This window comes from Caulobacter endophyticus (genome assembly GCF_029543245.1).
GTDB classification, from domain to species: domain Bacteria; phylum Pseudomonadota; class Alphaproteobacteria; order Caulobacterales; family Caulobacteraceae; genus Caulobacter; species Caulobacter endophyticus_A.
The window spans coordinates 79939-102897 of the sequence record NZ_JARQWV010000019.1; the positions used below are offsets into that span (position 1 = coordinate 79939).

At 70.3% G+C, this 22959-nt stretch carries 19 protein-coding genes; 10 read left to right on the forward strand and 9 right to left on the reverse strand.

Annotated features, from left to right (window positions below):
• The first annotated feature begins 65 nt into the window (after positions 1 to 65).
• Positions 66 to 1232 (forward strand): MFS transporter, encoded by a 1167-nt coding sequence (locus P7A99_RS18040; RefSeq protein WP_277795146.1) that lies wholly within the window; start codon positions 66 to 68, stop codon positions 1230 to 1232.
• Between the two features lie 133 nt (positions 1233 to 1365).
• Here P7A99_RS18040 and cysN read toward each other — a convergent pair whose 3' ends face one another.
• Together cysN and cysD are read right to left on the reverse strand one after the other, a co-directional pair.
• Positions 1366 to 3273, reverse strand: coding sequence for a sulfate adenylyltransferase subunit CysN (cysN, locus tag P7A99_RS18045; RefSeq protein WP_277795147.1), 1908 nt, complete (start codon positions 3271 to 3273; stop codon positions 1366 to 1368).
• Entirely contained in the window at positions 3273 to 4244 is a 972-nt protein-coding gene (gene cysD / locus P7A99_RS18050) for a sulfate adenylyltransferase subunit CysD (RefSeq protein WP_431307687.1), read from the reverse strand. Before cysD ends, cysN begins: the two co-directional genes overlap by 1 nt.
• 234 nt (positions 4245 to 4478) lie before the next feature.
• Between cysD and P7A99_RS18055 the strand changes: the two genes are divergently transcribed.
• The 4 genes from P7A99_RS18055 (at position 4479) to P7A99_RS18070 (ending at position 8905) form a co-directional block, all read left to right on the forward strand.
• Entirely contained in the window at positions 4479 to 4676 is a 198-nt protein-coding gene (locus tag P7A99_RS18055; RefSeq protein ID WP_277795149.1) for a hypothetical protein, read from the forward strand.
• A gap of 198 nt (positions 4677 to 4874) precedes the next feature.
• Positions 4875 to 7910: a polar localization protein TipN gene (locus tag P7A99_RS18060; protein ID WP_277795150.1), complete on the forward strand. Its 3036-nt coding sequence runs from the start codon at positions 4875 to 4877 to the stop codon at positions 7908 to 7910.
• 7 nt (positions 7911 to 7917) lie between these two features.
• Positions 7918 to 8478, forward strand: coding sequence for a sugar transferase (locus P7A99_RS18065; protein WP_277795182.1), 561 nt, complete (start codon positions 7918 to 7920; stop codon positions 8476 to 8478).
• Between the two features lie 58 nt (positions 8479 to 8536).
• Positions 8537 to 8905, forward strand: coding sequence for a PRC-barrel domain-containing protein (locus tag P7A99_RS18070; protein ID WP_277795151.1), 369 nt, complete (start codon positions 8537 to 8539; stop codon positions 8903 to 8905).
• A 115-nt stretch (positions 8906 to 9020) separates the two neighbouring features.
• Here P7A99_RS18070 and P7A99_RS18075 read toward each other — a convergent pair whose 3' ends face one another.
• On the reverse strand, positions 9021 to 10469 hold the full coding sequence (locus P7A99_RS18075) for a mannitol dehydrogenase family protein (RefSeq protein ID WP_277795152.1): 1449 nt from the start codon (positions 10467 to 10469) through the stop codon (positions 9021 to 9023).
• Between the two features lie 199 nt (positions 10470 to 10668).
• On the opposite strand from P7A99_RS18075, the gene P7A99_RS18080 reads away from it, so the two are divergent.
• Positions 10669 to 11019 (forward strand): hypothetical protein, encoded by a 351-nt coding sequence (locus P7A99_RS18080; RefSeq protein ID WP_277795153.1) that lies wholly within the window; start codon positions 10669 to 10671, stop codon positions 11017 to 11019.
• Between the two features lie 33 nt (positions 11020 to 11052).
• Positions 11053 to 12654 carry an FAD-binding oxidoreductase gene (locus P7A99_RS18085; RefSeq protein ID WP_277795154.1) on the forward strand — a complete coding sequence of 534 codons (1602 nt, stop codon included), beginning with the start codon at positions 11053 to 11055 and terminating at the stop codon, positions 12652 to 12654.
• A 12-nt stretch (positions 12655 to 12666) separates the two neighbouring features.
• On the opposite strand, the gene nadC is transcribed toward P7A99_RS18085, so the two are convergent.
• The 5 genes from nadC to P7A99_RS18110 form a co-directional block, all read right to left on the reverse strand.
• The gene (gene nadC / locus P7A99_RS18090) at positions 12667 to 13509 is read right to left on the reverse strand and encodes a carboxylating nicotinate-nucleotide diphosphorylase (protein WP_277795183.1); all 843 of its coding nucleotides are present in this window, start codon (positions 13507 to 13509) and stop codon (positions 12667 to 12669) included.
• Positions 13510 to 13523: 14 nt separating this feature from the next.
• Positions 13524 to 14117, reverse strand: a complete 594-nt coding sequence (locus tag P7A99_RS18095) for a Uma2 family endonuclease (protein WP_277795155.1) — start codon at positions 14115 to 14117, stop codon at positions 13524 to 13526.
• Between the two features lie 29 nt (positions 14118 to 14146).
• Entirely contained in the window at positions 14147 to 15679 is a 1533-nt protein-coding gene (locus P7A99_RS18100) for an L-aspartate oxidase (RefSeq protein WP_277795156.1), read from the reverse strand.
• 135 nt (positions 15680 to 15814) lie between these two features.
• Complete coding sequence (gene nadA, locus P7A99_RS18105) at positions 15815 to 16900, reverse strand: quinolinate synthase NadA (protein ID WP_277795157.1); 1086 nt, start codon at positions 16898 to 16900, stop codon at positions 15815 to 15817.
• Positions 16901 to 17107: 207 nt separating this feature from the next.
• Complete coding sequence (locus tag P7A99_RS18110) at positions 17108 to 19501, reverse strand: PAS domain-containing protein (protein WP_277795158.1); 2394 nt, start codon at positions 19499 to 19501, stop codon at positions 17108 to 17110.
• 78 nt (positions 19502 to 19579) lie between these two features.
• On the opposite strand from P7A99_RS18110, the gene P7A99_RS18115 reads away from it, so the two are divergent.
• Positions 19580 to 20056, forward strand: a complete 477-nt coding sequence (locus P7A99_RS18115) for a Dps family protein (RefSeq protein ID WP_116488582.1) — start codon at positions 19580 to 19582, stop codon at positions 20054 to 20056.
• A 14-nt stretch (positions 20057 to 20070) separates the two neighbouring features.
• Positions 20071 to 21294: a cell wall hydrolase gene (locus P7A99_RS18120; protein WP_277795159.1), complete on the forward strand. Its 1224-nt coding sequence runs from the start codon at positions 20071 to 20073 to the stop codon at positions 21292 to 21294.
• A 280-nt stretch (positions 21295 to 21574) separates the two neighbouring features.
• Here the strand turns inward: P7A99_RS18120 and trxB are convergent, their stop codons facing one another.
• Complete coding sequence (gene trxB, locus P7A99_RS18125) at positions 21575 to 22582, reverse strand: thioredoxin-disulfide reductase (protein WP_277795160.1); 1008 nt, start codon at positions 22580 to 22582, stop codon at positions 21575 to 21577.
• A 64-nt stretch (positions 22583 to 22646) separates the two neighbouring features.
• Between trxB and P7A99_RS18130 the strand changes: the two genes are divergently transcribed.
• Positions 22647 to 22934, forward strand: a complete 288-nt coding sequence (locus P7A99_RS18130) for a hypothetical protein (RefSeq protein ID WP_277795161.1) — start codon at positions 22647 to 22649, stop codon at positions 22932 to 22934.
• Positions 22935 to 22959: the final 25 nt, after the last annotated feature.

The window sequence follows — 22959 nt, forward strand, 5'->3', positions numbered from 1 at the left end:
ACCTTCTCCCGCAGGGGGAGAAGGATTTCCTTCCCCTTCACCGCACAGCGCTCTACGAGCGGGCCATGCCGCTCGTCGCCCGTCTCAGCCTGTTCTATGTGGCCATCTATCTGGTCATCGGGGTGAGCCTGCCATACGTGGCCACCTTCCTGCGAGCGAGGGGGCTTTCCGGGGCCGAGATCGGGGCCGTGCTGGCCGCGCCGCTGCTGCTCAAGCCGTTCACCGGGGCCGCGCTGGCCGTCTGGGCCGACGGTTTCAGGCTGCGCCGCTCGCCGATGATCCTGCTGGCGGTCGCCGCGGCCTGCGCCTACCTCGCCATGCTGGTCGCGCCGGGCTTCTGGGGCCTGCTGGTCTGCTGGCTGTTGGGCGCGACGCTGTTCTCGACCATCTCGCCGCTGATCGACGTGGTGACCCTGCGCCGCGCGCGGCTGGAGGGCTTCAACTATGGCCTGCCGCGCGGATCGGGTTCCAGCGCCTTCATCGCCGCCAACCTGGCCATGGGCGTGGTGTTGACCTTCATCGGCGCCGAGGTCATCGTCGTCTGGATTACCGTGGCCGCCCTGCTGACGGCCTTCGCCGCCTTCGCCCTGGTGCCGCCCGAGCGGGTGCACGACGAGGGCGAGGCTCCGGCCAGGCGCGACCGCTGGAAGGGCCTGGGCAGCCTGCTGACCGATCGGGTGTTCGTGCTGGCGGTGGTCACCGCCGGCCTGATCCAGGGCGCGCATGGCTTCTACTACAGTTTCTCGACCATCCTCTGGCGCAAGCAGGAGATCCCCGAGCCGATGATCGGCGTCCTGTGGGGCGTCGGCGTCGCGGCCGAGGTCGGCTTCATGTGGTTCCTGGAGCCGTGGCGTCGCCGCGTGGGTCCGGGACGTCTGCTGGCCATGGGCGCGGGGGCTGCGGTGATCCGCTGGACCGCCTACGCCTTCGCTCCGCCGCTGTGGGCGCTGTTCCCGCTGCAGATGCTGCACGCCTTCACCTTCGCCGCCAGCTTCCTGGCCTCGCTGCAGCTGATCGAGCGCCTGACCCCTCCCAAGAGCGCCTCGGCCGCCCAGGCGCTGAACTCGGCGGTGTCGCAGGGCTTCACGCTTGGCCTGGCGACCCTGGCCTCGGGCCCGCTGTTCGACGCCCTGGGCGTCAAGGGCTACTGGGCGATGGCGGCGCTGGGCGCGGCCGGGCTTTGCGGCGCGCTGGTGCTGGGGCGCAGCGCGCGGGTGAAGGCGGGGGCTTAATAGCTCTCCCTCCCCCTCGATGGGGGAGGGGCAGGGGTGGGGGTGATGCTGCGTTCGACGTTGCACCGCCGCCAATTCAGCAGTTCACCCCCATCCCCGACCCTTCCCCCATCAAGGGGGAAGGGCGAAGGGGTCAAATCTCGTACGAGATCTCGTCGCCTTCCAGCCACGCGACGATCTGCTCGGCGGCGGCAACCGGATCGACCTTGGTGGTGTCGATGACCAGTTCGGCCGCCTCGGGCGCCTCGTAGGGGCTGTCGATGCCGGTGAAGTTCTTCAGCTGGCCCGAGCGCGCCTTCTTGTAGAGACCCTTGACGTCGCGGCTTTCGGCCACGGCCAGCGGAGTGTCGACGAACACCTCGACGAACTCGCCCTCGTTCAGGATCTCGCGCGCCAGCTGGCGCTCGGCCCGGAACGGCGAGATGAAGGCGGTCAGCACGATCAGGCCGGCGTCGACCATCAGCTTGGCCACCTCGGCCACCCGGCGGATGTTCTCGACGCGGTCCTCCTCGGTGAAGCCGAGATCCTTGTTGAGGCCGTGGCGGACATTGTCGCCGTCCAGCAGGTAGGTGTGCCGGCCCAGCGCGTGCAGGCGCTTTTCCACCAGGTTGGCGATGGTCGACTTGCCCGCGCCCGACAGGCCCGTCAGCCAGATCACCCGGCCGCGCTGGCTCTTCAGGGCCGCGCGCGAGGCCTTGGAGACGTCGGTGTGCTGCCAGTGGATGTTGTCGGCCCGGCGCAGGGCGAAGTTCAGCAGGCCCGCGCCGACGGTGCGGTTGCTGATCCGGTCGATCAGGATGAAGCCGCCCAGGTCGCGGTTGTCGGCATAGGCCTCGAACGGGATGGCCTGGTCGAGCGAGATGTTGACGTGGGCGATCTCGTTGAGCTCCAGCCGCTTGGCGGCCGTGTGCTCCAGCGTGTTGACGTTCACCCGGTGCTTGATCTCGGTGACGCTGGCGCCCACGAGGCGCGCGCCGATCTTCAAGAGATAGGAGCGGCCCGGGGGCAGGGGCTCGTCGTCCATCCAGACCAGCGTCGCCTCGAACTGGCCGGCGACGGCCGAGGGGCTGTCGGCGGCGACCAGCACGTCGCCGCGCGAAACGTCGACCTCATCGGCCAGGGTGATGGTGACCGACTGGCCGGCGACGGCGCGGTCCAGGTCGCCCGGCAGGGTGACGATGCGCGCCACCCGGCTCTCGCGGCCGGACGGCAGCACCTTGACCCGGTCGCCCGGCTTGACCACGCCCGAGGCCAACTGGCCCGAGAAGCCGCGGAAGTCGAGATTGGGGCGGTTGACCCACTGCACCGGCATGCGGAAGGGCTGGGCCTGCAGGCTGTCCTCGACCTCGACGCTTTCCAGCCAGTCCATCAGGATCGGGCCGTCGAACCATGGGGTGTGCTCGCTGCGCACGGCGATGTTGTCGCCGCCCAGGCCCGAGATCGGGATCGGGGTGAAGACCGAAAGGCCGATCTTCTCGGCGAAGGCGCGATAGTCGGCGACGATGGCGTCGAAGGTCGCCTGATCCCAGCCGACCAGGTCCATCTTGTTGACCGCCAGCACCACGTTGCGGATACCCAGCAGCGAGACGAGGTAGGAGTGGCGGCGCGTCTGGGTCAGCACGCCCTTGCGCGCGTCGATCAGGATCACGGCCGCATCGGCGGTCGAGGCGCCGGTGACCATGTTGCGCGTGTACTGCTCGTGGCCGGGGGTGTCGGCGACGATGAACTTGCGCTTGTCGGTCGAGAAGAACCGGTAGGCGACGTCGATGGTGATGCCTTGTTCGCGCTCGGCGGCCAGGCCGTCGACCAGCAGGGCGAAGTCGATCGCCCCGCCTTGCGTGCCCACGCGCTTGGAGTCGGCCTCGAGGGCGGCCATCTGGTCCTCGAAGATCATCTTGCTGTCATAGAGCAGCCGGCCGATCAGGGTGGACTTGCCGTCGTCGACGCTGCCGCAGGTGATGAAGCGCAGCAGCGACTTGTTCTGGTGAGCCTCGAGATAGGCTTCGATGTCTTCGGCGATGAGGGCGGACTGGTGAGCCATCAGAAGTAGCCCTCCTGCTTCTTCTTCTCCATCGAGGCGGACTGGTCGTGGTCGATGACCCGCCCCTGGCGCTCGCTGGTGGTGGTCAGGAGCATCTCCTGGATGATCTCGGGCAGGGTCGAGGCGGTGCTCTCGACGGCGCCGGTCAGCGGGTAGCAGCCCAGGGTGCGGAAGCGCACGCTCTTGATCTGCGGCTCCTCGCCTTCACGCAGGCGGAAGCGCTCGTCGTCGACCATGATCAGCGCGCCGTCGCGCTCGACCACCGGCCGCGGGGCCGAGAAGTAGAGCGGCACGATGGGGATGTTCTCCAGGTGGATGTATTGCCAGACGTCCAGCTCGGTCCAGTTGGAGATCGGGAAGACGCGCAAGGACTCTCCCGGGTGCTTGCGGGTGTTGTAGAGCTTCCAGAGCTCAGGGCGCTGGTTCTTCGGGTCCCAGCGCTGCTCGGCCGAGCGGAAGCTGAACACGCGCTCCTTGGCGCGGCTCTTCTCCTCGTCGCGGCGGGCGCCGCCGAAGGCCGCGTCGAAGCCGTACTTGGCCAGGGCCTGCTTGAGGCCTTCGGTCTTCCAGAGGTCGGTGTGCAGGGCGCTGCCGTGATCGAACGGGTTGATGCCGCGCGCCTCGGCCTCGGGGTTCTTGTGGACCAGCAGGTCGAAGCCCAGCTGCTGGGCGATCTTGTCGCGCAGCTCGTACATCGCCTTGAATTTCCAGGTCGTATCGACGTGCAGCAGCGGGAAGGGCGGCTTGCTGGGATAGAAGGCCTTGGCGGCCAGGTGCAGCATCACCGCGCTGTCCTTGCCGATCGAGTACAGCATGACCGGGTTTTCGCACTCGGCCGCGACCTCGCGCATGATGTGGATGCTCTCGGCTTCCAGGCGCTGGAGGTGGGTCAGGCGGGCGGGCGTGATCGCGGGCATGGTCGGCTCGGAAGCGACGGCGGGCGCCTGGGGTGCAAGCTGGGTAAGGGCCAAGACGGTCGTCCGCAAACAGAAAGACCTCGCCTCTCGCCCGGCGGCGGGAGACGAAGAACCGGGGGAGCCTGCGACCTAGGTCTCCGCAGCCTGTGGAGCAAGGCGCAGAAATCTAGGGGCGCTGTCAGCTTGTGTGGGCGCCGTTGCGCCAACATGACCAAAAGTTCATTCGAGCCTGACCATGGATTACGGCATAACGGCGCTATCGGACCGACGGGTGAACCGATGACGCTCTTGTCAGAACTTTTCGCGGCTGTCGTGCTGTGGCTCTCGGCCACGGCCCTTTGCCAATTCGGCGTCGTGATCGAGGAAACGATCATCAAGCCGAAGGTCGAGCGCACCGTGGCGCGCTCGCCGCGCGAGGCCGCGCGCATCGAAACCGCCCCCAAGATCGTCTGCCCCGAGCAGGCCGCGCGCCTCGTCCGCGCCTGATCCGTCCGCCCCGTGATCATCGGGGCGGCAGCCTCCAGAATCGCGCAACACTCGGCCGCCTTTGGGGAAAACCGAGTCAACCGGCTATGCGCGGGCGCCTTTCGCGGCTAGGTTTATTCGCCTGCGCGGAGAAGGGGCTTGCGCGCTGTGTCGCTGTAAAAGGCCCCCTCGTCGTTCGCCTTGGGACAGTGGCTGCGTATGAAGCCTAAGAAGCGCCGACCGCTCGACTTTTCCACCCTGCCGGTGGAGACGCCCCGCGACGATGCGGCGCCTGCTTTCGGCCTGCCCGAGTCGGAGCCTTTCGCCGCCGCCGAGCCGGATCCGGACGCCCCCGTCAGCGAGCCGGACAACGACCTCGACATCGCCGACCTGCCGGAGGCCGGTTTCCTGGCCGCCCCGCCGCGTGGCGCCCGTCCGCCGTCCTACCAGCCGCCCGAGCCGCAGGCTGAAGCCGCGCCCGAGCCGCTGACCTCGACGATCGCGCCCGAGCCTGAACCTGCGCCCGAGGTCGAACCAGAGCCGGTGGTCGAGCCGACGCCCGAGCCGTTCGAGCCGCCGCTGCGCGAAGACCGTTCGACCGCGCGCCGCTCGTTCTTCCGCGGTTCGGCCCCGCTGGAACCGATCCAGCCCGAGCCCGAGCCGGTCGCGGAGGCGCCGCCTTCGCCGCCCGAACCCATGCCCGAGTTCGCGCCGCCGCCCGAGCCGCGCAGCCGCCGCACGCGCACGGTCGAGCGGTCGCCGGCCGACGACCTGTCGCCGCTGCCCACCTTCCTGACCGCGCCGGCCGCGGCCCAGCCGCCAGCGCCGCGTATCGAGCCCGAGCCGCCGGCCAAGTCCGAGCCGGCCCCGCGCCCGCCCGCCCAGGAGCGCCCGGTGCAGACCCTGTCCGAAAAGGCCGATCGCAAGCCGATGCCCGGCGGGCTCTACTGGAGCCTGGCGGTCTGCGTCGCCGCCCTGTGGGCCGTGGCGCCTGTGCTGTTCGCCCTGGGCTACGGGCCGAGTCTGCCGCTGCCGATCACCATGGCGGTGTTCGCGGCGCTGGCCGCTGGTCCGGCCGCCTTCATCCTGCTGGCCGCCTACATGCTGCGCCAGGCCATGGGCGTCTCGGCCGAGCTGCGCCGCACGCGCCAGCTGACCGACCAGCTTCTGACCCCCGCCACCCTGGCCGCCGCCGGCGCGACCGGCGTGGTCGACGCCCTCAGCGGCCAGATCGACGCGGCCACCAGCGCCGCCGACGCTGCGCGCGAGCGGATCGTCACCCTTCGCCAGGCCCTGGCCGAAGAGACCGCCCGTCTGGTCGAGGCCGCCGACTCGTCCAGCCGCATGGCCAAGCAGCTGGCCGAGGGCCTGGGCCATGAGCGCAGCGCCATGCAGGCCCTGTCGGCCACCCTCGACACCCAGTCCACCGCCGTGGTCGACGCCATCGGCAGCCAGGCGCGCATGGTCGCCGAGGCCTCCGACCTGGCCGAGACCCAGCTGCGCGAGGCCGAGGCCGCCCTGGCCGCCCGCGCCGCCGACCTGGCCGCCGCCGCCGCCGAAGCCTCGGACGCCGCCCGCGTCGGGGCCGAGGACCTGTCGCGCCAGATCGCCCGCCTGGAAACCGCCGGCCAGGGCGTCGGCGACCAGATCGGCAGCGTCGAACGCAGCCTGGCCTCGCAGCGCGCCGCCCTGGTGGCCGCTGCCCAGGCCCTGCGCGCCGACCAGGAGGACTTCTCCTCCGAGACCGAGACCCGCACCGCCCAGCTCACCGAGTTCGTGGCCTATACCCGCGTCGGCGCGTCCGAGCTGGGCGACATCGCCGCCATGGGCGCCGAGGTGCTGCGCGGCCTGATCGTCTCGTCCGGCGACCAGCTGCGCGAGATGGCCGAGGCCGCCCGCGCCGAGCGCGAGGCCCTGGCCGCCGAGACGCAAGCCGCCCTGGCCCGTCTCGAAGCCGCCGCCGCCGACCGTCGCGGCGACCTCGAGGGCGAGCTGACCCGGGCCATGAACGCCATCATCGACGCCGCCCAGCGGGCCGGGGAGGGCGTCGAGCTGCGCGTCGAGACCGCCCGCGGCCGCGTCGACCAGCTGAACGAGATCGCCTTCTCGGCCGGCCAGAAGGCCGACGCCGTGTTCGAGTCGCGCATGCAGGAAGCCCGCGACCTGATCGAGAACGCCGCCCAGGTGGTCGAGCAGGCCGGCGCCCGCACCGCTCAGAAGCTTGCCGAAAGCGTCGAGACCGCTCGCACCGCCATCGCCGAGATGGAGCGCCTGCTGGTCGAGGCCGGCCAGAGCAGCGCGGCCCTGCCGGGCGAGGCCCTGGCCCGCGCCGCCGAGGTCCGCGCCCAGATCGAGAAGGGCATCGACGACCTGCGCGCCGCCGCCCGCCGCACCGCCGAGGAGACGGCGGCCATCGATCAGGCCTTCCAGGACCGCGTACGCCGCAACTACGAGATGCTGAGCGAGGCGGTCACCCAGATGAACGCCGCCGCCGCCCAGACGCCGAGCTTCGCCGCGCCGCCGCAGAGCCGCGGCGCCTCGGCCCTGGTGCGTCCGCCGCAACCGGCGGCCCAGCCGGCGCCTCAGCCCGCCCCGCAGGCTCCGCCGCCTCAGCAGCGCCAGGCGCCGCCGCCTGCGCCCGTGCAGCCCGCGCCGCAGCCGCCGCGAGCCCAGACCCCGCCGCCGGTCTATCCCAACGACGACTTCGCGCCGCTGGAGCCGCCGCCGCGCCAGCGCCTGAAGCTGACCCCGACGGCCACCGACGACGAGTTCCGCACCATGTTCGACGCCGCCGGCGGTCGCGGCGCGGCTCCGGCGCCGCCCGAGCCCGCGCAGGACGAAGGCGGCTGGAGCTGGAAAAACCTGCTGGGCGACATGCAGGGCAGCTCGCCCGGCGACGCGGCCCTGGGCGAGAAGCTGGCCGGCGAGATCCTGGCCATGGGCATCGACCCGTCGGCCCTGCTGCCGCGCGGCCGCATCGACGAGATCGCCGCCGCCATCCAGACCCACGACGAGGCCGGCGCCCGCGAGGTGGTCAAGAAGCTGGCCCCCGCCGCGATCCGCCGCCTGGTGCGCCGCCTATTCTCGGACGCCACGCTGAAGGCCAACGCCGAACGCTTCGTGCGCCGTTACGCCGGCATGGTCAGCGAGGCCGCCCAGCAGGACCGCGAGGGCTTCCTCGTGGCCGCCCTGCTGGCCTCCGAGGCCGGCCGCGCCTACCTGCTGCTCGACGCGGCGGCCAGCGACCTGGCCTGATCCCGTGCTGAAGCGCGCCTTCGACTTCGCCGCCGCCGCGGCGGGCCTTTCCGTGCTGGCTCTGCCGCTGCTGGTGGTGGCCGTGCTGGTGCGCGCCACCTCGCCGGGGCCGGCGGTCTACTGGTCGCAGCGGGTGGGGCGGGGCAATCGCCTCTTTCCGATGCCCAAGTTCCGCACCATGCGGATCGACACCCCCGAGGTCGCCACCCACCTGCTGGACGATCCGCACCGCTGGCTCACCCCGGTCGGGCCGTTCCTGCGCAAGACCAGCCTGGACGAGCTGCCGCAGCTGTGGAGCGTGCTGGTGGGCCATATGAGCCTGGTCGGCCCGCGCCCGGCGCTGTTCAATCAGGACGACCTGGTGGCTGCTCGCACGGCCGCAGGCGTCGACGCCCTACGTCCCGGCGTCACCGGCTGGGCCCAGATCAACGGCCGCGACGAGCTGGCCATTCCCGAGAAGGTCGCGCTGGACGCCGAGTACCTGGCCCGCGCCTCGTTCCTGTTCGACCTGAAGATCCTGCTGGGCACGGTCGCGCCCGTGGTGCTGGGCAAGGGCGTGCGCGCCTAGCCTCGGAACGTCGCCGTGTACGGAGCGTTGGCTCGGTGCATCAACACGGAGACACGCCATGAAGCGGATCGCCCTGACCGCCGTCGCCTTCGCCCTGGTGGGCGGCGCGGCCTTCGCCCAATCGACCATCGCCCGCGACGAGACGCTCAGCGCCAAGGGCAGTTTCACCGTCGGCCAGATCGAGGACGCCGACGTCATCGACTCGGCCAACAAGAAGGCCGGCGAGGTCGAGCACGTGCTGCTGGACGCCGCCGGCAAGCCCACCGCCGTGGTCATCGAGATCGACCGCGTCGGTCCCGACAAGAAGGTGGTGGTGGCCCTGGCCGACGTCTCGGTCGCGCCCGAGCCGGGTGACCCGAACGACTACCTGGTGCGCACCAAGCTGACCAAGGACCAGCTGGCCAACCTGCCGGACTGGAAACCGTAGGGGCTTCTCAACCGTAAAATCCCCGCGAAAGCGGGGACCCGGGCTTTTTCTGAAACGCGGGGCGCTCGACGATAAAACGCCTGGGCCCCCGCTTTCGGGGGGTACGGGTGAGGGATCAGCCTAGCTCGCTGTAAGCCTTCTCGACCGCCGCCACGAACCGCGCGTCGCCCGCCAGTCGGGCCGGGAACACCGCATCGACCGCGAGGAACGCGGCGACATCGCCCTTCACGTCGCCCGGCAGGGCCTGAACGACGGCCAGCAGCTGGCCCGCCAGCGGGTCGGTGACGGCCACGCCCTCGGCGGCGCGCAGTTTCAGGAACTGGAACCAGGCGGCGATCGGCACGGCCAGGCGCTCGACGCTGCGGCCGGCCTCCAGGGCGTCCTTCACCGTGCCGAGAATGCGGAAGGGCAGTTTCTGCGAACCGTCCCAGGCGATCTGGCTCAGCAGGTGGCGGATCTCGGGATTGCGGAAGCGGTCGAGGATCGCCTCGGCATAGGCGGCCAGGTCCAGGCCGCGCGGCGCGGTCAGGGTGGGGATGATATCCTTGGCCATCAGGTCGCGGGCCAAGGCCTCCAGGGCCGGATCGCCGACCGCCTCGAACACCGTCTCGTGGCCCTTCAGCAGGCCGGCATAGGCCAGGGTCGAGTGCACGCCGTTCAGCAGGCGCAGCTTGGCCCGCTCGAACCCGCGCACATCGTCGGTCAGAGTCACGCCGACGCTGGCCAGATCCGGCGCGCCGTCTCCCAGCACGTCCTCGACCACCCACTGGGTGAAGGCTTCGCGCTGGATCGGCCATGCGTCGGCCAGGCCCGTGGCGGCCTGCACGCGGGCGCGCAGAGCGTCGTCGGTGGCGGGCGTGATGCTGTCGACCATGGTGCGCGGGAATGCGCCGTTCTGCTCGATCCACGCGGCCAGGGCCGGATCGACGGCCTGGGCGAAGGCCACCGTGGCCGCCTTCAGCCGCCAGCCGTTGTCGGCAAGGTTGTCGCAGGCCACCACGGCGTAGGGCGCAAGGCCGGCGGCGAAGCGACGGCGCAGGCCCTCGACGATGTAGCCCACGGCGCTGACCGGGCAGCCGGGCTGCGCCAGGTCGTGGACGATGTCGGGGTGGCCGGTGTCGAGCTTGCCTTCGCCGGTCAGGGTGTAGCCCTTCTCGGTGACCGTCAGGGTGACCATGCGGGTCTGTGGGGCCGCCAGGCGCGCGAACACCGCCTCGGGGTCTTCGGGCGCGACCAGCACCTCGCGGATCGAGCCGATGACGCGGAAGCTGGTCTCGTGGTCCAGCTGGGCCAAGGTGTAGAGGCCGTCCTGCGGCGACAGCGCGTCGCGCACGCCGGGGCTCTTCAGCGAGACGGCGCAGATGCCCCAGCGTGGGTCCTGGGCCAGCAGCCGGTCGAAATAGAAGGCCTGGTGAGCCCGGTGGAAGGCCCCGGGACCGAAGTGGACGACGCCGATCTGCACCTTGTCGCGGTCATAGGCCGGCAGGGCCACGCCGGGCAGGGCGGCAGCGGCGCTGGTGGCGGAGAGGCGCAGGGCCTGGCTGGCGGCGGTGTCGGTGGTCACGGGGGCGCCTCGATAATGATCCGGCGGGTCTTCAGAGCCCGCCCGGACGCCTAGATGAGCCAGGAAGACACCGGTGGCAATGGCGGTTTCGCAAAGACTTCCGCTGCGGCGCCCAGACCGGCGAGAAACCTGCGAGGCGTTATAATTTTCACATAAAACCGAGCCGTGCGCCGCCACCCTGGCTGGGTAGGGGAAGATCATGCGTGCGATTCTGACGATTTTGGCGCTGCTGGCTTTGAGCGGCTGCAGCCGGGTGGAGGCCGATACGCCCGCAGCCCAGCGCGAGGCGGTGACCAGGGCCTGTCTTGAGGGAAAGCTGGTGCCCTTCGGCCTGAAGCTCGATCGGGTGGGCTGCGCCTGCGCGTCCAACGTCCTGCAAGCGCAGCTTTCGCCCAAGGCGATGACCGCGCTGGAGGATTATGCCCGCGGCCGCAAGGACGGCTTCGAGTCCGCGCGCGCCGGACTGGGCGGCGATGAGAAGCTGATGCTGGATCCCGAGCGTTCGTCCGGCTCGCCCGACCTGCGCAAGGTGGCGGCCGACTGCCTCTGAGTTAGGGGGCGAGAACAACAAGTGGGGGAAACGATGCAGACCAAGCGCTACTTCGCCAGCCGGCGGGACTTCCTGGCCGCGGGCGGCTTCCTGGCGGCCAGCGCCGCACTCGCGCCCGTGGCGGCCTATGCCAGGGACCCGCGCCTGGGCGCCCTCCCGCCGACGCCCAAGCCGGGCGGTCCGCCGGAAACCCGCTGGGCCCAGCTTTCAAAGGCGCTGTCGGGTCGCCTGCTGCGCCTGGGCGACGCCGACTACCAGGTGATCGCCCTGCCCAACAACCTGCGCTACGCCCACACCCTGCCGCAGGGCGTGGCTCGCTGCGCCTCGGCCGACGAGGTCGGCTTCGCTGTCCGCTGGGCCCGCGAGAACGACATCCGGCCGATCATCCGCGGCGGCGGCCACTCCTATGCCGGCTATTCTGTGACGGACGGCCTGCTGATCGAGACCAGCCTGATCAATCACGCCCACTACGAAAAGACGACCGGCGTAGTCCGCTTCGGGGCGGGGGCGCGCAATCGCGATCTCTATCGCCGGCTACGCGCCGAGGATCGGGCTGTGACCCACGGTCGCTGCCCGTCGGTGGGCGCTGCCGGCTTTCTGTTAGGCGGCGGCATCGGCTTCAACATGCGCGCCCATGGGGTGGCCTGCGACCAGCTGGTCGACAGCAAGATCGTGCTGGCCGACGGCTCGCAGCGCAGCCTCTCGAAGACCGCCCCGGACGCGCGCGACAGGGATCTTTTCTGGGCCTGCCAGGGCGGCGGCGGCGGCAATTTCGGGGTCAGCACCGAGTTCGCCCTCCAGACCTTCGACGTGAAGGGCAAGGTGGTCACCGTCTTCGATCTTTCCTGGAGCCGCACGCCCGAGATCCGTCCCGCGGTTTCTGTCGAGGCTCTGGGCGCCATGTTGATGGAGGCGCTCAACGCTGCGCCGGGCAAGCTGGGCTCGCGGGTGTCGTTCGGGGCGATCACGCCGTTGCAGTACAAGGCCGGCTACGACGTGCCGATCAGCGTGCTGGGCCAGTACGCCGGCCCGCGCGAGGAACTGCTGAAGATCCTCAAGCCCGTGCTGGACGCGGCCGCGCCCACCGGCGGGGCGGGGATCAACGAGCTGCCTTACTGGGCGGCGCAGGACTTCCTGCACGAGGACGGCTTCGCGACCTTCTACCAGGAGCGTTCAGGCTTCGTCAGGAACCCGAAGTTCGGCCTCGAGGATCTGGCGCTGGGCTTCAAGCACCTGCGCCAGTGGCCCGGCGTCAACGGCTACTGCGACCTGCGCTTCTTCCAGACCGGCGGGGCGATCAATGTGCCCAAGCCGGGCGACACCGCCTTCGTGCACCGCGACAGCCACTGGCTGATGGTGGTGGGCCTCTACTGGAGCGAGGGCGACAGCCACAACAAGATCCTGCTCGACGCTAACCGCGTCTGGCAGGACGAGTTCTACGCCGCCATGTGGCCGCGCGCCGGCGGCGGGGCCTACCAGAACTTCGCCGACCCCTCGCTGTCGCACGACCCGTCCAAGTCGGACTATTTCGCCACCGCCTATTACGGCGAGAACCTCGATAGGCTGAAGGCCATCAAGGCCAAGGCCGACCCCGATCGGGTGTTCAACTTCAGCCAGGCGATCCCGCGGCCCTAGGGGGCGGCGGGGTCAGGCCGCGTCCAGCCCGATGTCGAGCACGGGCGCGGAGTGGGTGAGGGCGCCGACGCTGATCACGTCGACGCCGGTCTCCGCGATCGCGCGGACGGTGGTGAGGTTCACCCCGCCCGAGGCCTCCAGCACCGCTCGGCCCTTGGCCAGCGAGACGGCGGTCTCCAGGTCGTCCAGGCTGAAGTTGTCGAGCATGACGACGTCGGGGCCGTGCTTGAGAGCGTCTTCCAGCTGGTCCAGGCCGTCGACCTCGACCTCGACCTTCACGAGGTGGCCGGCGAAGGCGCGGGCCCGGCGGACAGCCTCGCCGACCCCGCCGCAGGCGGCGACGTGGTTGTCCTTGATCAGGATGGCGTCATCCAGGCCGAAGCGGTGATTGACCCCGCCGCCGCAACGTACGGCGTACTTCTCCAGCGCCCGCAGGCCCGGCGTGGTCTTGCGCGTGTCGACAATGGTGGCTCCCGTGCCCTCGACCAGGCGCACATAGGCCCGGGTCAGGGTGGCGATGCCCGACAGTCGGCCTAGCAGGTTCAGGCCCGTGCGTTCGGCGGCCAGCACGGCGCGGGCATTGCCCTCGGCGCGGGCCAGCACGGTTCCCGGCGTCGCGTCGGCGCCGTCGGGCGTGACCACCTCGAAGGTCGCGGTCGGATCGAGGGCGGCCAGCGACAGGCGCGCGCACGACAGGCCCGCGACCCGGCCGTCCTGGCGGCTGGCGAACACCACCGAAAGCCGCGCGTCGGCGTCGATGCAGGCCAGGCCCGTGATGTCGCCGGCCCGGCCCAGATCCTCGGCCAGGGACAGGTCGACAATGGGGCGGACGAGAAGGTCGGGCAGCGGCTCGATACGGGTAAGGACGGTCAAAACAGCTCCGACAGCGGAATGCGGACTTCGGGCGCGAACAGCGGCGACACGGCCGCGGCTTCGCCTTCGTGGACGGTGGTTTCGGCCCAGGTCCCGTCGGGACGCGGCTGGCTGAAGACGGTCAGGCGGCGGGCTTCCGGCTCCGCCACCCAGTACTCGGGCACGCCGGCCTTGGCGTAGAGCCGGATCTTCACGGTCAGGTCGTTGCCGAGCGACGAGATCGAGACCTCGACGACCAGGACGGCGGCTTCGGCATTCGCGTACTTTCCCTCGGGCGCCCTAGCGACGAGAACATCAGGATCCGGCGCGCTGTAACGCCCGAGCTTGAGTGTCGAACCGGCGAAGACCTTTAAGGCCGAGGGCGGTGAAAGCCCTCGTACCGCACTCTTCAGCGCCGCGCCCACGTTGACGGTGACTTCACCGTGGTCGAGAGAGGCCGGCGCCATGTGGATGATCTTCCCTTCGATCAGTTCTACGTGGCCGGAGACGTCGGCGAACACGCCGGCCTGGTCCATGCGCTCGTACTGGTCGAAGTCGAACAGGAACTCGGTGTCGCCCCGTTCCTCGAAACCCGCGTTGGTCGCCGTCATGGTCGCGTCTCCGTTCCCCTTACGTACCACTACTCGGCGGCGTGGCGCAAACCGGCCTGGACGGGGTCGAGGGTGACGAAGGTGCGGACGGGGGCGGTCTTTTCGGGGAAGTCGGCGCGGTAGTGACCACCCCGGCTTTCCTGGCGGGCCAGGGCGGCGTCGACGATCAGGCGGGCGGCGACCAGGGGCGGGCAGGGGCCGTGGGCGGCTTCCAGCGCGGCGATCTCGGCTTGCAGGCGGGCAAGGCCTGCCGCGTCGCGGATGACGCCGGCGTCGCGGCTCATGGCCTTGCGCAGGGCCTGGAAGGCTTCGTCCGGCAGGTCGGGCAGCGGCGCGAGCGAGACGGCTTCGCCGCCCGTCTCTCCCTCGGTCGCCGCCGCGCGGCCGGCGCGGGCGCCGAACACGGCTGCTTCCAGGAGGCTGTTGGAAGCCAGGCGATTGGCGCCCTGTACCCCGGTGGAGGCGCATTCGCCGGCGGCGTAGAGGCCAGGCAAGCTGGCGCGGCCGTCAAGGTCCGTGGCGACGCCGCCCATGTGGTAGTGCACGGCCGGCACGACCGGGATCATCTCGCGGCGCGGATCGACGCCGGCGCTCTGGCAGGCCTCGAACACGGCCGGAAACTCGTGCGGGAAGTGGCTGCCCACCGCCGTCGTGGCGTCGAGGAACGCGCCGCGGCCGGCGGCGCGTTCGGCGTGGATGGCGCGGGCCACCACGTCGCGGGGCGCAAGTTCCTTGGCCGGGTGGTAGTCGGCCATGAAGGCGCGGCCACCCTCGTCTTTGCTTAGGGGCGTGTTGCGCAGGATCGAGCCTTCGCCGCGCAGCGCTTCCGTCGCCAGGGGGGCGGGATCGCGGCCGATGTCGATGGCCGTCGGGTGGAACTGCACGAACTCCGGATCGGCGATCTCGGCGCCGGCCAGCGCGGCCAGGCCCAGGCCTTCGCCACGCACCTGGGTCGGCGTCGTGGTGACGGCGTAGAGGCCGCCGACGCCGCCGGTGGCCAGGATCACGGCATGGCTGCGAACCTCGACCAGGGCGCCGTCGATCTCTGCAATCAGCCCGACGATGCGACCCGTCGCATCTTGAAGCAGGCGGCGGGCGCGGGCGTTTTCGCGGACGTCGATGGAGGGCGCGGCGCGCACGGCGGCCACGACGGCGGCCATGATCGCCGCGCCTGCGCCGTCGCCGCCGACGCGGGCGACGCGGGCCTTGGAGTGGGCGGCTTCCAGGCTGAGCACGAAGTCGCCGTCGGCTTTGCGGTCGAACGGCGCGCCGATGGCGGCCAGGGCGCGGACGGCGGCTGGGCCCTCGCGGGTCAGCAGGGCCACGGCCTCGCCGTCGCACAGGCCGGCGCCGGCGGCGATGGTGTCGGCGGCATGCAGCGACGGGGTGTCGTCTCCGGCCAGGGCGGCCGCCAGGCCCCCTTGCGCCCAGGCGCTGGAGCAGCCGGTCGCCAGCGGCGTCGGCGACAGGACGAGCGCGGTCTTGGCCGCGAGCGCCGCGCTGAGGCCGGCGAGGCCGGCGCCCAGGATCACGGGGCCGTCGAAGGTGATGCGTTCGATCATCGTCTACTCCAGAGCCCCTCCCCCTTGCGGGGAGGGGGTGGGGTGGGGGTGTCGGACCGGACGTTCGACGTCGGCGCTTACACCCCCATCCGACCGCTTCGCGGCCACCTTCCCCGCAAGGGGGAAGGAGACCCGTTAAATCAGCTCCACGTCCACGTGGTGGCGCGCCTTGACCAGGTCGTAGCGGGCCGGGGCGGCGGGCGGGGGCAGGTCGATCATCCGCTGCACGGCCTGGCGGGCGCGGTCGAGGACGTCGGCATCGACCGTGACCTCGTACTGCTCGTGCACCAGGGCGTCGTAGATGTTCTGCAGCGTGATCCGCTTCATGTGCGGGCACATGTTGCAGGGGCCGATGAACTGGGTACCGGGGCTTTCGGCCTGGACGTTGCTGGCCATCGAGCACTCGGTGATCAGCACCACCTGCGCCGGCTTGCGGGCCGCCACATAGTCGTTCATCGCCGCGGTCGAGCCTGCGAAGTCCGAGGCCTCGAGGATCTCGGCCGGGCATTCGGGGTGGGCCAGCACCTCGGCGCCGGGCCAGGCCGCGCGCATGTCGGCGATGTCCTGGGCGGTGAAGCGCTTATGGACTTCGCAGTGACCGGCCCAGGCGATGATCTTGACGTTGGTCTGGCGGGCGACGTTGCGGGCCAGGAACTCGTCGGGGATCAGGATGACCTTGTCGGTTCCCCATTCCTTGGCGGCCCACTCGACCACCTGCACGGCGTTGGCGCTGGTGCAGCAGATGTCGGTCTCGGCCTTCACGTCGGCGGTGGTGTTGACGTAGGTGACCACCGGCACGCCCGGATGGCGCTCCTTGATCAGCCGCACGTCCGCGCCCGTGATCGACGAGGCCAGCGAGCAGCCGGCCAGAAGGTCGGGGATCAGGATCTTCTTATCGGGGCTGAGGACCTTGCTGGTCTCGGCCATGAAGTGCACGCCGGCCTGGACGATGATCTTGGCGTCCGACTTGGCGGCTTCCTTGGCGAGCGCGAGGCTGTCGCCCACGAAGTCGCCCACGCCGTGGAAGATGTCCGGCGTCATGTAGTTGTGGGCCAGGATGGCGGCGTTCTTCTCGCGCTTGATCCGGTTGATCTCCGAGATCAGCGGCGCATGCAGACGCCACTCCATCGGGGTGACGTGGTGCTTGACCTTGTCCCAGACGGCGGCGGTTTCCGCCTCGATGTCGGCGGTGAAGGCGAGGGGCGCGAAACCGTCGGCCATGTCGTCCTCTCTTATGCTCAAAGTGAGCATTTCCTGGGCCTCAAAAAACGCCGGACCGAGGTTGCGGCTCCGACCGGCGTCGCAGCTTATGCTGAAAGTGAGCATAAGGGGCCATCCACATATAGCCGCTCGTTCCGGGAATGCAAAGCATGCGGACGAAAAATCCCGCGCGGCCGCGCAAGGACGCCCGAAGGATCCAAAGGTCGATCAGTGCGGGCGGCGGGTCTCGAAGGCCTGGTCTATGGCCCGCACCAGGGCGTCCAGCGCATAGGGCTTGCGCAGAAGCGGCCAGGGGGCGGCGCGGGCTTCCGCCAGCTCCTGGCCGGTGTAGCCCGAGCTCAGCAGGATCGGCAGCTCCGGCCGTTCGGCCGAGAGGATGGAGGCTAGGTCCACGCCGCTCTTGTCGCCGGGCATCATCACGTCGGTAAGCAGCAGGCCAAGGCCCGGATTGGCGCGGGCCACCTGCAAGGCTTCGTCGGCGTCGCCGGCTCGCCGCACGTTGTGGCCCAGCTCGATCAGCATGGCCTCGACCAGATCGCCGACCTCGGCATCGTCCTCGGCCAGCAGCACCTCGACGCCGGGACGGGGGGCGGGCGGGGCGACAGGCGCCTCCTGCAGGATCGCCCCCTCGTGGCTGGCCGGCAGCAGTAGCGACACCGTCGCGCCTTCGCCGGGCTTGGAGACGATCTCCACCTCGCCGCCGCTCTGGCGCACGAAGCCGTAGACCTGCGACAGGCCAAGCCCCGTGCCCTTGCCCGAGGCCTTGGTGGTGAAGAACGGCTCGAAGGCGCGGGCGATGGTGGCCGCGTCCATGCCCTTGCCCTCGTCGCGCACCGAGACGCGCAGATAGGCCCCGGGCTGCAATTCGCCGCGCGGCTTGTCGAGGGTCTCGGGAGCGGAGGAGACGGTGATCGCTCCGCCGGGCGGGCTGGCGTCGCGGGCGTTGACCACCAGGTTCAGCAGGGCGGCCTCGAACTGGCCCGCGTCGATCCGCGCCGTGCGCGTGCCCGAGCCCAGGCTGAGCTTCAGCGGCAGCACCTCGCCGACGGCGCGGCGCAGCAGGGCCTCGCTTTCGGCGATCAGCCGGTCCACCCGGCAAATCTCGGGATTGAGCGGCTGGCGGCGGGCGAAGGCCAGCAGATGCTGGGTCAGCTTCTCGCCGCGGCGGGCGGCCGTCATCGCCGCGTCGACCATCTTGTCGCGCCGACGCGCGTCGTCGGGATGGCGCTGCACGGCGTCCAGGGCGCCGATGACCACGGTCAGCAGGTTGTTGAAGTCGTGGGCCACGCCGCCGGTCAGCTGGCCGATGGCCTCCAGCTTCTGCGCCTGGCTGAGCGCGGCCTGGGCCAGATCCCGCTCGGCCACGGCGGCGTCGACCTTGTCGGCCAGGAGTTCGTTCATGCCGGTCAGCTTGGCCTCGGCCTCCTTGGCGTCGGTGACGTCGAAGGCGATGCCGATGAAGCCGGCGAAACCGCCGCCGGGACCATAGCGCGGCTGCGAAAACGACTTCAGCCAGCGCCATTGGCCGTCGGGCCGGCGATAGCGGGCCTCCAGGCTGAACGGCCGGCGCGAGGCCTCGCCGGCGATCTGGGCCTTGAGGATGGACGGCAGGTCCTCGGGATGGATGCGGGTGCGCCAGTCCAGCGTCAGGGCGTCGCGATAGTCCGACCCGGCGAAGTCCACATAGGCGGCGTTGACGAACTCGCGCGAGCCGCCCATGCCGGTGATCCACATCAGGGCCGGGGCGCTGTCGGCCAGGGCGCGGAAGCGGGCCTCGCTCTCGCGCAGGCCCTCCTCGGCCTGGCGGCGCTTGGTGACCTCGAAATTGACGCCCAGCACGCGCACGGCCCGGCCCGCCGCATCGCGCTCGATCCGGCCCAGGCCATGGATCCAGCGTTCGCCGTCGGGCCCGTCGACCAGCCGGTATTCTACTTCGTAAAGGGGCCCGCTCTTGATCGCCCGCCGAATCTCCGCCTGCACGCGGGGGCGATCCTCGGGGTGGACGGCGGCGGCCACCTGCTCGAAATCAAGCGCTCCCTCCAGCGGCAGGCGCAGGTTGCGGCGCGCGGCCGGCGACAGGTGCAGGGCGCCGGTGGCGACGTCCCACTCCCAGGGGCCGACCCCGGCGGCGGCCTGGGTCACGTCCAGCCTCGTCTCGGCGTCCTGCTGGCGGCGGCGGGCCTCGGCCAGGCCTATCACCGCCTCACGCATGCCGTGGGCCACCGCCGTCGTCGCCGTGGCCGAGATCAGGTACAGCACCATCGAGGCGGTCTGCGGTTCGCTCATGGTGTCGGCGTAGCGGCCAGCCCACAGCCACCAGCCGAGCGTCGCCCCGCTGACGATCGGCACGAGGCCCCAGCGCCAGCCGGCGTACAGAGTCACCAGCACCATGGCGGGGAAGAAGGCCTGGGTCGCGCCCAGGGTCTGGTCGGGCCCGAGCAGGGCGAAGCGCATGCCCAGCGCCGCCAGCGTGGCCACGATCGCGGCCAGGGCCGCCCGCCAGAACGGCGGAGGAACCTCTGGTATAAGCCACGCGCTTAGCAGGGCGGACGCCGCACGGCGCGGCGCCGGCGTGGGGGCGAGCGGATCATTTTTGTTCATTCTTGCTCCGCGCTCATGAGCAGGCTTGCCAAGAGCATGGACACGCTTACCTAGGACACGCAACACGGGAGATCATGAATGGCGACCGCTCCGAACATCGGCATCTCGGCCAAGCAACGCGCTGACATCGCGCAGGGACTGAACAAGGTCCTGGCCGACAGCTATGCGCTCTACCTCAAGACGCACGGCTATCACTGGAATGTTCGCGGGCCCTACTTCCAGTCCCTGCACATCCTCCTGGAAGGCCAATACAACGAAGAATGGGCCGCTCTGGACCTGATCGCCGAGCGCATTCGCGCACTGGGCGAGTTGGCGCCGCAGGGCTACGCCGCCTTCGGCAACCTCTCCAGCATCAAGGACGGCGACGCCGAAAAGGACTGGGAGGGCATGATCAAGGAACTCCTGGCCGACAACGAGACGGTCATCGCCACCCTTCGCGGCGCCATCGAGGCCCCTGACGAGGCCGGCGACGAGGCCACGGTCGACCTCTACACCCAGCGCCTGGCGGCTCACGAAAAGCACGCCTGGATGCTGCGCTCGACCCTGAGCAAGTAATCCGACCACCCCGCGTGCCGTCCTCAAGGCGACATCCGGGCAAGAAGGCCGCCGCGGCGCTGATCGTCGTCGGCGGCCTTTCTGCGTGCGCCACCGCCTATCACCTGCCGCGCCAGCACGGGCGGGCGGCGGGGGTGGCCAGCCAGGCCGGCGCGCTCTCCGACGCGGGGCTGGCGCGCTACACCGCCGACATGGACCCGGCCATGCTGGCCCTGGCCCGTCGCCACGATCCGCGTCCGCGCAAGGACTACTGGGGTCGGGTACGGGGCTGGGAGGTGATCGACATCGCCACGATCCCGGTGCTCGGCGATGGTGCGCCTGGTTTCGAGGACGCACGGCTGATCAACGGCTATCGCCTGCCCGCACCCCTGCCGATCGAGGCGGCCAGGCCCTTCGTGCTGAAGGCCGCCGGCGAGGAGCGGGCGAGGGCGCTGCACTGCCTGACCCAGGCGGTCTATTTCGAGGCCGGCTACGAGGGGCCCGAAGGCCAGCAGGCCGTGGCCCAGACCGTGCTCAACCGCCTGCGCCATCCGGGTTATCCCAAGTCGATCTGCGGGGTGATCTACGAGGGCTCGCTGCGCAGCACCGGTTGCCAGTTCAGCTTCACCTGCGACGGCTCGCTGGAGAAGACGGTCGTTTCGACCGCGTGGGACCGAGCCCAGGCCGTGGCCCGGCGGGCGCTGTCGGGCTTCGTGATGAAGGACGTGGGCGTGGCCACCCACTATCACGCCGACTACGTGGCGCCCTATTGGGCGCCGACCCTCGTGAAGCTGCGCCAGGTGGGCACGCACATCTTCTATCGCTGGACGGGACCGTCGGGAACGTTGGCCGCCTTCAAGGGGCGGTACGCGGGCGGCGAGACTAGGATCTCGACCGCCACCCTGATGGGCGCCGACCCACGCACGCTCGAGGCCGCCCCGCCGGCCGTCCTGGCCCAGAACCTCGCCCAGACCCTGGGCGGTCCGGCCCCGACCGCGGCCCTGAAGGACGCCAGGCTGGTGATCATTCCCGACGCGGCCGCGCCGGGCGGCGAGCGCATCAAGGTCGAAGGCAGCGTCGCGGGCCGCCGCATCGCCACGCCCGAAGAGATCGCCCGCATCAACAAGGCCCTGGAAGTGCTTCCCGAGGTCCAGGCCGAAGCCGCGGCCAAGCCCGCGCCGCCGCCGGTCGTCGAGGCCGCGCCGCCTCCGCCGCCCAAGCCGAAGCCTCGGCCACCCAATCTTTTGAATCCCCTCTAGAGATCCTCCCCCTCTGGGGGAGGTGTCGCCGAAGGCGACGGAGGGGGGACGTTTTCAGCTGCCGCCGAATTGGCGGCCACATTCCCCCACCCGTAAAATCCCCGCGAAAGCGGGGACCCAGGCTTTTTCGCAATCCGCCGCGCTTGACGATAAAAACACCTGGGCCCCCGCTTTCGCGGGGGTTTTACGGAGATGTTGAGCCTCCAGCTTCAGGAAGACCATCAAAGAAAAAGGGCCGCCCCTTTCGGAGCGGCCCCTTCGTGACTTCACAAACCCAACCCTACCAGGCGCCGATCTCGTTGGCCTCGGCGTGGCTGATCGGGTGGTGAGCCTTCTTGTGGTCTTCCTCGGCGAGGAACCGCACGGCTTCCAGGGCGGCCATGCAGCCCATGCCGGCGGCGGTCACGGCCTGGCGGTAGACGTCGTCGGTGACGTCGCCGGCGGCGTAGACGCCCTCGATCGCCGTCGAGGCCGTGCCCGGCTTGACCTTCAGGTAGCCGCCCGGGCCGACTTCCAGCTGGCCGGCGAACAGCTCCGACGACGGGGCGTGGCCGATGGCGATGAACACGCCGTCGGTCTTCAGCTCGGTGAACTCGCCGGTCTTGATGTTCTTCAGGCGCACGCCGGTCACGCCCATCGGGTCGCTGTCGCCGACGACTTCGTCGATGACGCTGTCCCAGACCACCTCGACCTTCGGATGGGCCAGCAGGCGCTCCTGCAGGATCTTTTCGGCCCGCAGTTCGTCCTTGCGGTGCACCAGGGTGACCTTGCTGGCGAAGCTGGTCAGGAACAGGGCTTCCTCGACGGCCGTGTTGCCGCCGCCGACCACCACGACTTCCTTGTTGCGATAGAAGAAGCCGTCGCAGGTGGCGCAGGCCGAAACGCCAAAGCCCTGGAACTTGCTCTCGCTCTCCAGGCCCAGCCACTTGGCCTGGGCGCCGGTGGCGATGATGATCGTCTCGGCGATCCAGTGCTGGCCGCTGTCGGTCTTGACCACGAACGGACGCTTGCTGAGGTCGACGCTGGTGACGATGTCGCTGACGAACTCGGTGCCCACGTGCTCGGCCTGGGCGCGCATCTGGTCCATCAGCCAAGGGCCCTGGATGACATCGGCGAAGCCGGGATAGTTCTCGACATCGGTCGTGATGGTCAGCTGGCCGCCCGGCTGGATGCCGGCGATGAGCACGGGCTTGAGCAGCGCGCGGGCGGCGTAGATGGCGGCGGTGTAGCCGGCGGGGCCCGAACCGATGATCAGGCAGCGCGTCTGGCGGGGAGCGGTGGTGGACATGGGCGAACATATAGTGTCGATTCCGCGCCGTTGCGATGGTTTTGGGGTACCCATGAAGGGCGGATTGAACATCGGGATCGGCATCGGGACGATGATCGGCGTCGCGCTGGGGCTGGCGCTCGACAACCTGGCGATCGGCATCGGCGTGGGCATCGCCATCGGCGGCGGTCTGGGCACGGCGCTGCAGGTCGCCAAGCCGGCGCAGGCCAAGGCCGGCGGCAAGAGGGGCGACGGCGGCGACAGCGGCTCGACCCACTCTTCGGACAGCAGCTCCTCATCTTCCTCGTCCGACTGCGGCTCGTCCTCGGACGGCGGCTGCGGGGGAGACGGCGGCGGTGGCGGCGGGGATTGACGGCTCGTCCACGATTTCAGGGTTA